The organism is Rhodococcus oryzae (genome assembly GCF_005049235.1).
Taxonomy (GTDB): domain Bacteria; phylum Actinomycetota; class Actinomycetes; order Mycobacteriales; family Mycobacteriaceae; genus Rhodococcus_G; species Rhodococcus_G oryzae.
In genome coordinates, this window is record NZ_SUMD01000004.1 from 324,972 (window position 1) to 340,245 (window position 15,274).

Below are 15,274 nucleotides of genomic sequence, written 5' to 3' on the forward strand. Positions count from 1 at the left end.
TCAATCCGCATCGACTGCCTCGCACGTATTCCCATCAACCAACCTCACAGTGTTGCCTCGATCCGGAGACGGATGCCACCGGCGGATGGAAGCATGCCACGCAATCCTGGGTCACAGGAGGGTATCGACTGGATTTCAGCAGATCACTTCACTCGAGGGGGTCCAGGTACAGCCAGCGCCCGTCCTCGCGCACGAACCGACTGTGCTCGCGGAGCGAGTCCCGCTGCCCGGAGTGCACGTAATGTGCCTCGAACTCCACCGTGCCCTCGGTATCCAGGAGCCCGCCGCCCGTGTGGCCGAGAATGTCGAGCCGGGTCCAGCGCTGATCGGGGTCGAGGGTCAGCCGCGCCGGCCGGGTACTCGGGTGCCAGGTCCGTCGAAGATAGTCGGCGTCGCCGACGGCGAATGCGCTGTACCTGGACCGCATCAGCTGCTCCGCGGTCGGCGCCTCCGCGGCACCGGAATGGAACCGCCCGCAGCATCGCTCGTAGGTCTCACCGCTCAGGCAGGGGCAGCGGGTCATCACTGAGCCTGGCTCACGGACGACATGTGGAAGTCGGGGATCCGCAGCGGCGGCATCGCGGTTCGGGTGAACCAGTCCTTCCACTCGCGCGGGAGGGTGCTCTCGGTGGCCCCGACCTCCGAGACCCGCCGCAGCAGGTCGAGCGGACTCTCGTTGAAACGGAAGTTGTTGACGGCGCCGGTGACCGCCCCGTCCTCGACCAGATATACCCCGTCCCTGGTGAGGCCGGTGAGCAACAGCGTGGCCGGGTCCACCTCGCGGATATACCAGAGCGTGGTCAGCAGCAGCCCGCGCTCGGTCCGGGCGACCATCTCGTCGATGGTCGCCGCACCGCCGCCGGTGAGGAGCAGGTTGTCGCCGGGCACGGCCACCGCGGCCCCGAACTCCTGCGCCGCGTGGCGGGGGTAGGCGAGCGCGTTGACGGTACCGTCACGGACCCAGTCGACCCGATCGACATCCATGCCGTTGTCGAAGAGGGAGAGGGAGTCGCTCGATGTCGTCGTCGCCACGAAGGGCGCGTATTCGAGCCCTGGTGCGCGGGGGTCCGAGCGCAGGGTGAGCGGGAAGTCGCCGAGCCGCTCGCCGACCCGGGTACCACCCGCCTTCGACAGCGCGGTGTGACCCTCCTCCGCGCCGCGGCCCTCCATCGTCCACATCAGGTAGATCATCAGGTCGGCCACCGCGGAGGGCGGCAGCAAGGTCTCGTAGCGACCCGCGGGCAGGTCGACCGTGCGCTTGGCCCAGTCCAGCCTGGTGGTCAGCTGGGCCAGCAGGCTCGGCACCGATACGTCCGCGAAGTCGGCAGTGCCCGCGCCCACCCACGCGCTGGCGTCACCGCGCTTGCCGTTGATCTCCACCGAGCCGGTCGGCTGGGTGAAACGCCTGCGCACCCCGCTGGAGGTGCCCAGCCAGGTGGTGTGGAGTTGATGGTGCGCAAACCCGTACAGCCGGTCGGCGCCGTCGAACCCGTCGGCGAGATCACCCGCCAGTCGGCCGAACACGTCGATACCGGTCGACGCCGCGGCCGCGGACCAGTCCGGGGCGGGACCGCAGGCATCCGGCATGAGGTCCATCGCGTCCTCGGCGGGCGGGGCGGTCCGCGCCGCCTCCTCGCTCGCCCGCACGACGTCCGGGATCTGCTGCGGGTCGACGGTGCTGGAGCTCACCGTCCCCACGTGCGCACCGTCGGCATCGCGGACGATCGAGATGACGGTCCAGTTTCGCGAGGTCGACACGCCGTTCGTGGTCATTGAATTGCCGGCCCAGCGCAGCGACGCCTCACTGGCATCGGTGACCAACACCATCGATTCGTCCACCGTGCGTAGCGCGAGGGCCCGCTCGATCACGTCCTGCGCCTCGATCATCATCGACCACCCTCCACCTGCGTGTTGAGCACGTTCACACCGCGGAACAGCGCGGAGGGACAACCATGGCTGACCGCCGCCACCTGACCCGGCTGGGCCTTCCCGCAGTTGAAGGCGCCGCCCAGCTGCCAGGTGGATGTGCCGCCGACGGCCTCCATCGAACCCCAGAAGTCGGTCGTGGTGGCCTGGTACGCCACATCCCGGAGCTGCCCGTCGAGAACGCCGTTCCGGATCCGGAAAAACCGCTGACCGGTGAACTGGAAGTTGTACCGCTGCATGTCGATCGACCAGCTCTTGTCACCGACCACGTAGATACCGTCCTCGACCCGGCTGATGAGATCCGCGGTCGAGGTGTCGCGCTCGGGGTCCGGCTGCAGTGACACATTCGCCATCCGCTGGATCGGGACGTGGTGGGGCGAGTCCGCATAGGAGCATCCGTTGGACCGGTCCAGGCCCAGGCGCGGGGCGAAAACCCGGTCGAGCTGATAGCCGACGAGGGTGCCGCCGCGCACCAGATCCCAGCGCTGCGAACCGACGCCGTCGTCGTCGTACCCGATGCTGGCGAGCCCGTGCTCCTCGGTGCGATCGGCGGTCACGTGCATGATCTCGGTCCCGTATCGCAGCGTGCCGAGCTGGTCCGGGGTCGCGAACGAGGTACCCGCGTAGGCCGCCTCGTAGCCGATGGCGCGGTCGTACTCGGTTGCGTGGCCGATGGATTCGTGAATGGTCAGCCACAGGTTGGTCGGGTCGATGACCAGGTCCGTCGGGCCCGCCGTCACCGACGGCGCCTTGGCCTTCTCGGCAAGCCATTCCGGGATCCGTGCGAGTTCCGTTGTCCAGTCCCAGGAACCCGGCCCGACTCCGGCGCCCAGATACTCCCACCCACGCCCGACCGGGGGCGCGAGGGTCCGCATGGTCTCGAAGCTGCCCGCCGACTGATCGACGGCGGTCGCCTCCAACTGCGGATGCAGACGGACCCGCTGCTGGGTGATGGTCGACCCGGCCAGGTCTGCGTAGAAGGTCTGTTCCTTGACCTGCATCACGCTCGCCGTGACGTGGTCCACGCCGTCGGCGGAGGACAGCCGCGCCGAGTAGTCGCCGAGCAGCTCGATCTTCTCGGCCGTCGGGACCTCGAACGGGTCGACCTCGTAGCCGGAAACCCAGACCGCATCCGGATATACGGGCTCCGGGGCCAACTCGACCCGTTCCCGGTTCAGCGCCCGCAGCGCCCTGGCCACCTCGACCGCCTGCGCCGCGGTGCGGGCCGCGGCGTCGGGGGTCAGCTCCGCGTGCGAGGCGAATCCCCAGGTCCCGTCGACCACCACTCGCACCGCCACACCGAGTTCCGCGCCGTCGACCGCGGACTGCACGGCACCGTCCCGCAGTCGTATCGACTGGGTCAGCAGCCGGTGCACCCGCAGATCGGCGTGGGTGGCGCCCGCGGTCCGGGCGGCGGACAACGCGGCGTCCGCGAGGGCGCGCAGCGGCAGGGCGAGGAAGTCGGGGTCGACGTCGCGGGTGGCGGTCACGGGTCACACGCTACCTACTGGGCGAACTGCTGCCAGCCCAGCCGGATGACCATCACCACGACCACCACCAACAGCACGATCCGAATGAAGCCCGCGCCCTTGGCAAGTGCCATCCTGGCGCCGAGTACCGCGCCGAGCACGTTGCACGCCGCCATGGCGAGTCCCAGGGTCCACCACACGTTCCCGGTGGCCGCGAAGAAGATGAGGGCGCCGAGGTTGGAGCCGAGGTTGATCACCTTCGCCATCGCGGCGCTGCGCACGAACTCCGTTCCCAGCATCACCGCGAAGGTGACGATCAGGAACGTGCCGGTGCCGGGGCCGAGGAGCCCGTCGTAGAACCCGATCACGCCGCCCGCGACCAGCACCGTCGTCCACACCCGCACCGGACTTGGCTGGTGATGGGCGAGCGTCGTGCCCAGTGTCGGTCGCATCGTGACGAACACCGCGATCGCGACCAGCAACACCATGACGATCGGGATGAACAGCGCCTTGTCGATCAGCGACACGGCGGCCGCCCCGAGCCCGGCGAACACCGCGGCCAGCACGGCGGCCGGGATCATCAGCCGCCACTGCATGGCGACCTTCCTGCTGAAGGTGAACACCGCGGCGGCGGTGCCGTTGACGGAGGTCAGCTTGTTCGTCGCCAACGCCATCTGCGGGCTCAGCTGAGGCATGGTGATCAGGATCGCCGGGAGCAGGATCAGGCCACCCCCGCCGACCACCGCATCGACCCAGCCGGCCGCGGTGGCCGCCACCATCAACACACCCCAGTCGAACCACGCCATGGGTCAGACCCAATCACAAGACCGGCCGAGGCCCGCAACTCCTAGGCTGTGATCATGCGGAGGTTCAGCCTGTGGCTGCGGGGCAAGCCGTTCGTCGCCGACTCGATGCTCGCGACGATCCTGTTCGTGCTCGAAGGCCTGTCGGCACCGAACAGCCAGGCCCCGTGGCTGTTCGTGCTGCTCGGCCTGGCGCTGTGCACACCGATCGCCTTTCGCCGTCGCCATCCCGTGCTTGCCGCGGCAGCCCTCCTCGGTCTCTCGATCCTGACCACCGTGATCAGCAGCTGGATCGGCGACGAGGCGGTCGCGCATGTGGGCCAGATCGGTCTGGCCGTGATGCTCTACACGCTCGTCGCCTACGTCGGCAGGAGGCCGGCGGCGCTCTATCTCGTCGGGCTCGCCGTCGACTCGGCGCTGGCGATCTGGCTCCTGCACCAGGACTTCTGGACCACCGCGGCTTTCGTCTCGCTGTTCTATGCGCTGTCCTGGATCACGGCGGAGTTCCTCGGTGCACGACGGCTGTACGACGAGGAGGTGGCGGCGCGACTGGCGGTCGCCGAGTACGACCGGGACCGACGGGCCGAGGAGGCGGTCGCGGGGGAGCGAACCCGCATCGCACGCGAGTTGCACGACGTGGTCGCACACGCGGTGAGCGTCATGGTGGTGCAGGCGGACGGCGCCTCATATGCCATGCGGCGCAACCCCGACGCCGCCGAGCGAGCACTGGGCAATATCGCGAGCACCGGCAGGCAGGCGCTCGCCGAGCTGCGTCGCACGGTCGCGCTGCTACGCACCGAACAGACCCCCGCCGAGATGCCACAGCACGGGACGGCGGGAGTGGCAAAGGTCGTCGACATGATGCGCGACGCGGGCCTGCGCGTCGAGCTCGAGATGACGGGGGAGCTCGACGACATCAGGCCAGCGCTCAGCCTCGGCATCCACCGCGTCGTGCAGGAGTCGCTGACGAACGTGCTGCGGCACGCGGGCAGCTCACCGCGGGCACGGGTCCGGGTGCGCAGGCGCGACGAGGACGTGCTGGTGGAGATCACGGACAACGGCCGGGGGTCGAGTCAGTTCACCCAGGGCTCGGGGAACGGGCTGGTGGGGATGCGGGAAAGGGTGGCCGTCCTCCAGGGCAACCTCGAGACCGGCCGGGAGCCGGACGGGAGTTGGCGGGTTCGGGCGGAATTGCCTCTGCACCCGGAGGATTAGGCGTTTCAGGCGGCGTGGAACGCGCGGCGACCGGGGGTTGCCAGGCACCTGAACAAACGTCTACGTTACTCAGCGGTACTGAGAGACCTGGATCACTTCCGTCGCCAAGAGTGGGGGTGGCCCCATCAGACGACTAAGGGGATCCGAATTGTCCGTGACAACCGGGGCTAGACGTTGGCTATTGGCTGCGAGCGCGCTCGCCGCCGCCGTGGGTTTCGCGTCGCCCGCGGCCGCAGCCCCATCCCAGCCGCTCGAGTACGTGAACCTCGGCGACAGCTTCAGCGCCGGATCCGGGGTGGCCCCGATGGCCCCGACCCAGGTCTCGCAGTGCTGGCAGTCCGAGCAGAACTTCTCCCACCTCATCGCCCAGCAGCACGGCTACCGGCTCACCGACGTCAGCTGCGGCGGCGCGAAGACGCAAGACTTCTACGCTCCGCAGTACAACGGGACCCGCGCCCAGTTCGATGCGCTGACACCGACGACCGAGCTGGTCACCCTGATGATCGGTGGCAACAACAACAGCACCTTCGCGGGGGCGATGGCATCCTGCATCGGCGCCATGGTCTCCAATCCGGGTGCGCAGGCGCCGTGCCGGGCGCAGTACGGCGCGAGCCTCGCCGCCCCCATCGAGGCCCAGACGTATCCCGCGCTGGTGAAGGCGCTCGGCGACATCCACGAGAAGTCCCCGCGCGCCCAGGTCATCATCGCCGGCTACCCGTGGCTGGTGCCCGCCGGCGGCAGCTGCTTCCCGCAGCTGCCCCTCGCCCCGGGCGACGTCCAGTACCTGCGTGACCTCCAGGCCTCGCTCAATGACGCGGTCCGGCGCGCGGCCCAGGAGACGGACACCACCTTCGTGGACATGTCACAGGTGTCGGAGGGGCGCGACGGCTGCCAGCCCGTCGGGCAGCGCTGGATCGAGCCGATGCTGAATGCGACCCAGCCGGTCCCGGTGCACCCGAACGCCGACGGCGAGCGGGCGCTCGCGACCGAGATCATGAAAGCGATCGACGTGGCATAGCCGCCATCACGACATTCCATACGCGGTCTCGGCGATCGCGGTCCGGTGCATGACCACCAGACCGCGATCGCCGAGTTCGTTGACCGGAACTGTCACGACACGACTGCCCACCGTCGGTGGCACAAACCATTACATGCGACTACGTTACTCAATGGCTTTGAAGAGATCCGGATCACTTCCGCGGAAAGGGTGGGGGGTGGCCCTCATCAATCGACTAAGGGGAACGAAATGTCCGTGACAATGGCGGCCAGACGTTGGCTTCTGGTGGCGAGCACGCTGGCCGCAGCTGTAAGTTTTGCATCGCCCGCGGCCGCGGCCCCATCGCAGCCGCTCGAGTACGTGAACCTCGGTGACAGCTTCAGCGCGGGCGCAGGCGTGTTCCCGGTCGCCACCACTCAGGCCTTGCCGTGCATGCAGTCCGAGCAGAACTTCTCCCACCTCATCGCGCAGCAGCGCGGCTACCGGCTCACCGACGTCAGCTGTGGCGGCGCCAAGACGGAGAACTTCTACGTCCCGCATTACCCCGGCACCCGCCCCCAGTTGGAGGCGCTGACACCGGCGACCGAGTTGGTGACGTTGATGATCGGCGGCAACGACAACAACACCTTCATGGGCGCGATCGCGTCCTGCGTCGCCGCGACAGTCGCCCATCCCGGCGCGCCGGATCCCTGCCGGGCGCAGTACGGGGCGAGCCTCACCGAGCCGATCGAGGCGAGAACGTATCCCGCGCTGGTGAAGGCGCTCGGCGATATCCATGACAAGTCCCCGCGGGCCCAGGTCATCATCGCCGGCTACCCGTGGCTCGTGCCCGCCAGCGGCAGCTGCCAGCCGCAGTGGCCCATCGCCCCGGGCGACGTCGAGTACATTCGCGACCTCGAGGCCAAGGTCAACGACGCGGTCCGGCGGGCGGCCGAGGCGACGGATACGACCTTTGTGGACATGGCACAGGTGTCGGAGGGGCGCGACGGCTGCCAGTCGGTCGAGCAGCGGTGGGTCGAGCCGTTGCTGAACACGGCACAGCCGGCTCCTGCTCACCCGAACGCAGAAGGAGAGCGAGCGCTCGCGACAGAGATCCTGAAGGCGATCGGCAAAGGTTAGGCACGCCACGCACAAGGCAATGAAGGCCGATTCGCCGCCGTCGCCCATAACCTGCGGCGGCGGCGATACGCTGGAGCGCGCAGACCGGCTAGAGGCGACTGGCGGCGAACTGTGCAGCCTCGATGGTCGTCCCGTTCACGGGATACAACGCGTGCAAGACGTTGGGGCGACCGAGTGGGGAACCATCGCAGATGTTGTCGCCGGGAGCGCACAGATCGATTGCCTTGGGACCGAACAGTGGCCCGATAACGATCGGGGGATTGCCCGCGTCGCGCATGAATCGATCCGAGGGCTTTCCGAAAAGGGCGACGGCTGCGACGTGGCCGGCCACATCCGGCGACAACGGCCCGGGTAAGGCTGGCTCAGCAGATGATCCGGCGGGATCTCCGGCCGCAGTGACAAACCCGGCAACGGCCGCGCCCTGTGAATAGCCCCCGACCACGATCCTCGTATTGGGGCAGCTTGCCGCCATGTACTGAATCCGAGAATGCATGTCCCACATCCCTTCGACGAAGGTGCGGAAGAACGCTTGTCGGTCGTCGAAATTGCTGCTGGCGCGGTAATTGACGGCGTACACCCCGATCGATCGCGCGCCCGCGAACAAGCGCAGCGATTCGATGAATGAGAGCCCCGTCGTGCCCACACCATCCTCTTGGCCGGTACCCCGGGCGAACACCACCTCGACATCGGCGCAGGGCTGGGCTGACGCTGGCGGGGGCTCGAAGGTAACGCAGAGCAGCGCTGCAGGAATCACCATCCCGGCGCAGAGGAATCGAGCGAGCGTGCGAGCCCCCATGGGCCAACATTACATTCGGGGACGCCTCGACGACATGCTTCCTCAAGGCAGTCGGCGAGCGGTTCGTACTGCGAACCTGTCGGACCCCGGCGGTAGAATTCGAACATGAGTTCGATCGATAGGATCGGGGCGACGGGGCAGATGCAGGGTCACCTGTCCGCGATCGCCGACGCCGTCGAGGGACTGTGCGACAGCGACCTGACCGGGCTCTCCGACGACGAGCTGACCGACACCATGCGCCGGTTGGAGAAAACGCTGCGCCGGGCGTCGGTGGTTGGTCACAACCTGATCGTCGAGACCGTCGAACGTTCCCTACCCGGCAAGCTCGGCCACAAATCCCTCAACAAGCTGCTCATCGGGGTGCTGCGGATCTCCGCGGCCGACGCCTCCGTGCGGGTCACCGCAGCCAAAGCCCTCGGCACCTGGCATGCGCTGTCCGGTCAGTCAATTCCCGCGGACCTGCCCGAAACCGCTGCCGCGCAACGCGACGGCGACATCGGCGCCGATCACGCCCGCGCGATACGCGAGGCCATCCGCAAGATCCCCCACGCAGTCAGCAGTTCCGACGTCACCGCCGCGGAGCAGATCCTCGCCGAGCTGGCGCGCTCGGCAACACCGGAGGACGTCGAGAAGGCCGGACACACTCTGCTCGCGCACCTGAACCCGGACGGCAACCTCACCGACGAGAGAGACCGCAAGCGACTGCGGGGGATCCGCCTCGGCCGCCAAGTCCAGAACCTCATGACCCCGATCTCCGGTCACCTCGACCCCGAGACCCGCGCATTGCTCGACCCGATCTTGGCGAAGTGGGCGCGGCCCGGGATGAACAATCCCGACGACCCCGAATCACCCACCGGCGCCGCCGAACACCCTGGTGTCGACCGCGACCAGCTCGCCGCCGCCGCGGGCCGCGACACCCGCACCGCCCCGCAACGCAACCACGACGCATTCAAGGAAGCACTGCGCGCACTCCTCGCATCCGGCATCCTCGGCTCCCATCGCGGCCTGCCGGTAACCGCGATCATCACCATGACCCTCGATCGACTCGAGCACGCCACCGGCGTCGCCACCACCGCGTCCGGCGGGACCCTCCCGATTCGAGACGCACTGACGATGGCCCAACGGTCACACCCAGTGCTGGTGCTCTTCGACCACAACGGCAGACCACTGCACCTCGGACGTTCGAAACGCCTCGCCACCGCCGACCAACGACTCGCATTGATCGCCGCCGACGGTGGCTGCACCCGGCCCGGCTGCGACGCCCCCGCCACCATGACCGCCGTCCACCACATCCACGACTGGTCCAAGGGCGGCGCCACCGACATCGACGCACTCACCCTCGGCTGCGACGGCTGCCACGCCCTCATCCACGACGGCCCCGGCGGCTGGCACACCCGCACCGCACCCGAAGGCACCGAATACGCCGGACACACCGAATGGATCCCGCCACCGCACATCGACCCCGACCGAAAACCCCGCGTCAACCACCGCCACCACCCGAAAGTGATCCTCGAGCGCGCCCGACGAAAAGCCAACGCCCACAAATATGCCGACACGATGTCAAGGCGTGAGCAACCGCAGCGGCCGACGGGAAGCGACGGAGCGGACGAGATCCCGTAGGGGGATAGGGTGGCGCCATGGCCATCACCGTGCTCCTCGTCGACGATCAAGAGTTGATGCGCATGGGCCTCAAGATGGTGCTCGAGGCGCACGAGGACATCGTGGTGCTGGGGGAGGCGGGGGACGGGGCCGCCGCAGTCAACGCCACGCGGGACCTCAAACCCGACGTGGTTCTCATGGACGTGCGGATGCCGATCGTCGACGGCGTGGCGGCCACCACGCAGATCGTCGAATCCGGCTGCTCCAGCAAGGTATTGGTGATGACGACCTTCGACCTCGACGAGCACGCCCTCGGCGCGCTGCGGGCGGGGGCGAGCGGATTCCTGCTCAAGGACACCCCGCCCGAGGACCTGGTCTCGGCGATCAGGAGCGTGGCGGCCGGCGACGCGGTGGTCTCACCCAAGGTGACCCGGCGACTGCTGTCGCGGTTCATCGGCGACGACCCGGCCCCGACCCGGACGCCCGAGGTCCTCGACGACCTGACCGAACGCGAGCTCGAGGTGCTCCGTCATCTGGCGACCGGACTGTCGAACGCGGAGATCGCGCAGCAGCTCTATCTCTCCGAGGCGACCATCAAGACCCACGTGGGCAAGATCCTGACCAAGCTCGGCCTCCGCGACCGCGTGCAGGCGGTCGTGTTGGCCTACGAGACCGGGCTGGTGACGCCCGGCTCGTAGGTCGACACGGGGCTAGGCGGTGAAGCTGCCCACGGTCGGAAGCGCGACGCAGGTCTTGCCCGACTGGTAGGTGACGTCGCCATAGAGCGCGGCGAACACGGTCCCGGCGCCGGTTGCCACGGTCTTCGACATCGTCGGCACCCCGAGCAGCACGTCGTCGAGCGGCTCGATGCCGCCCTTGAAGGTGTCGGCATTGAACCAGACCACATTGAGACCGGACTGCTTCGGGAAGTCGACGTGGGCGGGCAACGCCTGGAACCGCAACTGCCCTCGCTCGATGAAGGGCGGCAGGGGGAAGTTGGGACCTGCCTGCGCGGAAGCGACCGTGACGGTCACCGGGGTCTCGCCGACCCCGCAGCCGAGAGTCGGTGCGGGATACATGAAGTCCTGCGGCGCGGTCACGCCGAACTCGGGGAGGCCGAGGGGACCGAGCGCCGCCGCGCCCAGAATGTTCTGGAGCACCGCAAGCGCCTCGGGTGACTGCATGCCCGACTGTGCCAGGAGAGTGGCGGGTGCCGAGCCGGGCGGCTCCGCGGCCGCGGGGGACGCGTCCGCCTGCCCGGTGACAACGAGGGCAAGGGCCGCGGCGGAGACCACAGCGACGGACATCGTGCGAAGGATCAGGGGGAGACGCATGTTGCTCCTCGACTGGTGCTCGAACAGGGCGATCATGAACCCGACCGATGTGAACTGCATCACGCCCAATGTCTAAATGTCAACTAGAGGGTTTGGGTTGACCTCAACTAGACGTTTGCGTCCAGGTCGGCTGGAGGGTTCTGGTTTACAGCGGAAACCCGGGAGAATTTCGGGGCCTCCGCACGTTGTTCGGGCAGAGGACCCGACAGGGGACCGAGGAAAGGCAGGCCGATGATCCCGGCGTTGTTCGTGCTCTACGTCGTCATCGAGGTGGCTGCGGTGATCTGGGTGGGCAGCACCATCGGTGTGCTGTGGACGATTGCGCTGTTCCTGCTCGGCTGGGCGATCGGCCTCGTCTTGGTCCGCTCACAGGGCCGCAAGGTGATCGAGGGATTCCGTCGTGCCGGCAGCGGCACCGGTTCCGCAGGCGGCGCCGTCGCCGACGGGGCGGTGGTCGCCGCGGGCACCGTTCTCCTGGTGGTCCCGGGCCTCGTCACCACCGCGCTCGGGTTGCTCCTGCTGATCCCCCCGACCCGGCGGGTGCTCCGGCCGCTCGTGTTGATCCTCGGGGGTCGTCGACTCGGCATGGCGACCGCGGCGGGCGGGGTCGGCGCCGAGGTGTACTCGCGGACCCGTCGCAGCACGGTGGTGGACGGCGTCATCGTCGAGGACACCATCGTCGAGGACGTCACATTCGGGACCGAGACCGCCGGCTCGCCCGCGGGCACGGCCGAACCGCTCGCGATCGAGGGGGAGATCATCCTTCCGGATCCCGGTGACACGGCGGCGGGTCCACGGCGGGCAGACTGAACCCCCGTGGGTACCCAATTGTTGGTCGGCGGTCGCATCTACAGCCCCGCCGCACCTGATGCGACATCGATGGCCGTGACCGATGGCACCGTGGTGTGGGTCGGCGAGGACCGTCCCGGACGCGCGCTCCATCCCGACGCCGAGATCATCGAGCTCGACGGGGCCTTCGTGACACCGGCCTTCGTGGACACCCACGTCCACGTGACGGCCCTCGGACTGATGTTGACCGGCCTCGACCTGACCGGCGCCCGATCACGGCGCGAGTGCCTCGACCTGGTTCGCCGCTACGCGGAGGAACAGGACGACGCGGTGATCTGGGGTCACGGCTGGGACGAGACCACCTGGACCGAGGACACCGGCGCCCCGACGACCACCGAGCTCGACGCCGCCGCGCCGGGCCGGATGGTCTACCTGGCCCGGATCGATGTCCATTCCGCCGCCGCCTCGTCGCTGCTACGGCGGGCGGGCGGCGTCGACGAGGCCGAGGCCCCGGTCACCGCCGACGATCACCACAGGGTCCGCGCGGCCGCCAGGGAGCTGCTCACCGCGGCACAGCGCGCGCGGGCCAGGACCGCGGCGCTCGACAGCGCCGCCGCCAACGGGATCGTCGCGGTCCACGAATGTGCAGGCCCCGACATCTCCGGTCGCGAGGATCTGCGCGAACTGCTCGCACACCCGCACGGGGTCGAGGTGCGCGCCTACTGGGGACAGCCCGTCCAGACCGCGGCGGAGGCGAAGGCACTCCTCGCCGAGACGGGGGCGGCCGGCCTCGGCGGTGATCTCTTCGTCGACGGCGCGATCGGATCCCGCACGGCCTGGCTGCACGAGCCGTACGCCGACCGCCCCCAGACCGGCAATGCCTACCTCGACGTCGACACGATCGCGGCGCACCTGCGGGCCTGCACCGAGGCGCGCATCCAGGCCGGCTTCCACGTCATCGGCGATGCCTCCGTCGCCGCCGTGGTCGAGGCGTTCGAGCGTGTGGCAGGCGAGCTCGGTGGGCCGGCGGTCGCGGCGTGTGGTCACCGTCTCGAGCACGTCGAGATGATCACGGCCGCGCAGGCGGCGACCCTCGGCGGACTCGGTGTGGTCGCCAGCGTCCAGCCGGTCTTCGACGCACTCTGGGGCGGCGACCACGGTCTCTATGCCCAGGCCCTCGGGCGGGATCGCGCGGCCACGCTCAACCCGTTCGCCGCGATGGCGGCGGCTGGGGTGTCGCTGGCCTTCGGATCGGACGCACCGGTCACCCCTGTCGACCCGTGGGCGATGCTCAGGGCCGCGGTCAACCACCGCACCGAGGGCAGCGGGGTCTCGCCGCGCGCGGCCTTCTCCGCCGCCACCAGGGGAGCCTGGCGGGCCGGTGGCGTCCGCGACGGGCTCGCGGGCACGCTGGTCCCGGGTGCGCCTGCCTCGTACGCCGTCTGGGAGGCCGGTGAGCTGGTGGTCACCGCGGCCAAGGATTCCGTCCAGCGCTGGTCGACCGATCCGCGGTCCCGCGTGCCCGCGCTGCCGCACCTCGATCCCGAGTCCCCGAACCCGGTGTGCCTGCGAACCGTTCACCGCGGGGAGACCATCTATGAGCGTTGAGGTGACCGCCTCGACCCAGACCCGCTCTCGCAAGCCCCGACCGTCGACCATCCGCGACTGCGTCCTGGCGTTCGGATCCGGTGCGTTGCTGTTCGCGAGCTTCCCACCACGACCGCTGTGGTTCCTCGCCCCGTTTGCCGTGGCGCTGCTCGTCCTGGTGCTGACGCGTTTCGGCGCGGGGGATCGCGCCGGGACGGCCCAAGATCGGCCGCCACTGCGCCTGCGAGGCGCATTCGGGTACGGATTCCTCGCCGGACTCGGCTTCCTGCTGCCCCTGCTGCCCTGGGTGGGGGAGTACGTGGGTCCGGCGCCCTGGCTCGCCCTCGCCGCCGCGGAGGCCGTGTTCTTCGGGCTGTTCGGCGTCCTCGCCGTCATCCTCGCCAGGCTGCCGCTGGCGCCGCTGTGGATCGCGTGCGCGTGGACGCTGACGGAATGGCTGCGCTCGAGCGTCCCGTTCGGGGGCTTCCCGTGGGGACGGCTGGCATTCGGACAGTCCGACGGCTGGCTGCTGTCGCTCGCCGCGATCGGTGGCGCCCCGCTTCTCGGGTTCGCGGTCGCACTGACCGGCACCGGGATCGCCGCGCTCGCGGTGGCGATCGCCCGCCGGCGCCAGACCCGGGACCTGCTCACCGCCGGGGCCTTCGCCCTCGCCATGCCGGTCCTCGCCGCCGCCCTGTGGCCCGCCGTTCCCGGCATGGAGTCGGTGGACGGCGCGGCGGGGGATCGGAGGATCGTCGTGGCCGCGATCCAGGGCAGCGTGCCCCGACTCGGGCTCGAGTTCAACGCCCAGCGCCGCGCCGTCCTCGACAATCACGTCCGGGAGACCCTCGCGCTGGCCGAGGACGTGCGGGCAGGCACGCAGCCGCAACCCGACCTGGTGATCTGGCCGGAGAACGCCTCGGACATCGATCCGTTCCGCAACGCCGACGCGGCCGCCGCGATCGAGGCGGCCTCGCGTGCCGTCGACGCTCCGATCCTCGTCGGCGCCGTCCTGGTGAACGGCGACCGGACCACCACGAACTCGGTGATCGTCTGGGACGGCGACAACGGGCCACAGGACCGCCACGACAAGAAGATCATCCAGCCGTTCGGCGAGTACCTGCCCTACCGCGACTTCTTCCGCCACTTCTCCTCGTATGCCGACCAGGCGGGCAACTTCGTCCCCGGCAACGGCAACGGGGTCGTGACGGCCGCCGGGATCCCGGTCGGCGTTGCGACCTGCTACGAGGTGGCCTTCGACCGGGCGCTCAGCCAGTCGGTCCGGGCCGGCGCCCAGTTGATCGCGGTACCCACCAACAACGCGACCTTCGGGGATACCGAGATGACATACCAGCAGCTCGCGATGTCGCGGGTGCGGGCGGTCGAACACGGTCGGGTCGTTGTGGTGGCGGCCACGTCGGGGGTCAGTGCGATCGTCGCCCCCGACGGGTCCGTACAGGAATCTTCGTCACTTTTCGTGCCTGCGACGCTTGTCGCGGAGGTTCCACTTCGGGCCTCCACTACGCTGGCTACTCGACTCGGCCCGATTCCGGAGATCGTTCTCTGTGTCGGCGCCACCTTGGCCCTCGCCGTCGCACTCGTGCGGCGGCGTCGGTCGGCCGCACCGATCAACTGACGGC

14 protein-coding genes are annotated in these 15,274 nt (G+C 69.1%); 8 read left to right on the top strand and 6 right to left on the bottom strand.

The window, feature by feature from the left end:
- Positions 1-148 precede the first annotated feature (148 nt).
- From FCG67_RS10600 to FCG67_RS10615, 4 genes are read right to left on the bottom strand one after another with little or no spacing between them, the layout of a single operon-like run.
- Positions 149-523, bottom strand: coding sequence for a YchJ family protein (locus tag FCG67_RS10600; RefSeq protein ID WP_136909589.1), 375 nt, complete (start codon positions 521-523; stop codon positions 149-151).
- Complete coding sequence (locus FCG67_RS10605; RefSeq protein WP_136909927.1) at positions 523-1,887, bottom strand: metallopeptidase TldD-related protein; 1,365 nt, start codon at positions 1,885-1,887, stop codon at positions 523-525. The genes FCG67_RS10600 and FCG67_RS10605 overlap by 1 nt, the downstream gene beginning before the upstream one ends.
- On the bottom strand, positions 1,887-3,416 hold the full coding sequence (locus FCG67_RS10610; protein ID WP_136909591.1) for a TldD/PmbA family protein: 1,530 nt from the start codon (positions 3,414-3,416) through the stop codon (positions 1,887-1,889). The genes FCG67_RS10605 and FCG67_RS10610 overlap by 1 nt, the downstream gene beginning before the upstream one ends.
- A gap of 14 nt (positions 3,417-3,430) precedes the next feature.
- A complete protein-coding gene (locus FCG67_RS10615; protein WP_136909592.1) occupies positions 3,431-4,201 on the bottom strand; it encodes a TSUP family transporter in 771 nt (256 codons plus the stop codon).
- Between the two features lie 54 nt (positions 4,202-4,255).
- Here FCG67_RS10615 and FCG67_RS10620 point away from each other — a divergent pair, with 54 nt between their 5' ends.
- The 3 genes from FCG67_RS10620 (at position 4,256) to FCG67_RS10630 (ending at position 7,529) form a co-directional block, all read left to right on the top strand.
- The gene (locus tag FCG67_RS10620; protein ID WP_136909594.1) at positions 4,256-5,413 is read left to right on the top strand and encodes a sensor histidine kinase; all 1,158 of its coding nucleotides are present in this window, start codon (positions 4,256-4,258) and stop codon (positions 5,411-5,413) included.
- 181 nt (positions 5,414-5,594) lie between these two features.
- Positions 5,595-6,431 carry an SGNH/GDSL hydrolase family protein gene (locus FCG67_RS10625; RefSeq protein WP_246044988.1) on the top strand — a complete coding sequence of 279 codons (837 nt, stop codon included), beginning with the start codon at positions 5,595-5,597 and terminating at the stop codon, positions 6,429-6,431.
- Between the two features lie 228 nt (positions 6,432-6,659).
- A complete protein-coding gene (locus tag FCG67_RS10630; protein WP_246044989.1) occupies positions 6,660-7,529 on the top strand; it encodes an SGNH/GDSL hydrolase family protein in 870 nt (289 codons plus the stop codon).
- 88 nt (positions 7,530-7,617) lie between these two features.
- Here FCG67_RS10630 and FCG67_RS10635 read toward each other — a convergent pair whose 3' ends face one another.
- Positions 7,618-8,325, bottom strand: coding sequence for a cutinase family protein (locus FCG67_RS10635; RefSeq protein ID WP_136909599.1), 708 nt, complete (start codon positions 8,323-8,325; stop codon positions 7,618-7,620).
- A 105-nt stretch (positions 8,326-8,430) separates the two neighbouring features.
- Here FCG67_RS10635 and FCG67_RS10640 point away from each other — a divergent pair, with 105 nt between their 5' ends.
- Together FCG67_RS10640 and FCG67_RS10645 are read left to right on the top strand one after the other, a co-directional pair.
- Positions 8,431-9,945, top strand: coding sequence for an HNH endonuclease signature motif containing protein (locus tag FCG67_RS10640; RefSeq protein ID WP_246044990.1), 1,515 nt, complete (start codon positions 8,431-8,433; stop codon positions 9,943-9,945).
- 17 nt (positions 9,946-9,962) lie between these two features.
- A complete protein-coding gene (locus FCG67_RS10645) occupies positions 9,963-10,622 on the top strand; it encodes a response regulator (protein ID WP_136909601.1) in 660 nt (219 codons plus the stop codon).
- Positions 10,623-10,634: 12 nt separating this feature from the next.
- On the opposite strand, the gene FCG67_RS10650 is transcribed toward FCG67_RS10645, so the two are convergent.
- On the bottom strand, positions 10,635-11,318 hold the full coding sequence (locus FCG67_RS10650; RefSeq protein WP_246044991.1) for a hypothetical protein: 684 nt from the start codon (positions 11,316-11,318) through the stop codon (positions 10,635-10,637).
- 171 nt (positions 11,319-11,489) lie between these two features.
- Between FCG67_RS10650 and FCG67_RS10655 the strand changes: the two genes are divergently transcribed.
- The 3 genes from FCG67_RS10655 to lnt are packed head-to-tail and all read left to right on the top strand — an operon-like array spanning position 11,490 to position 15,270.
- Positions 11,490-12,068: an FxsA family protein gene (locus FCG67_RS10655; RefSeq protein WP_136909603.1), complete on the top strand. Its 579-nt coding sequence runs from the start codon at positions 11,490-11,492 to the stop codon at positions 12,066-12,068.
- A 6-nt stretch (positions 12,069-12,074) separates the two neighbouring features.
- Entirely contained in the window at positions 12,075-13,655 is a 1,581-nt protein-coding gene (locus FCG67_RS10660; RefSeq protein ID WP_246044992.1) for an amidohydrolase, read from the top strand.
- Entirely contained in the window at positions 13,645-15,270 is a 1,626-nt protein-coding gene (lnt, locus tag FCG67_RS10665; RefSeq protein WP_136909604.1) for an apolipoprotein N-acyltransferase, read from the top strand. The genes FCG67_RS10660 and lnt overlap by 11 nt, the downstream gene beginning before the upstream one ends.
- Positions 15,271-15,274: the final 4 nt, after the last annotated feature.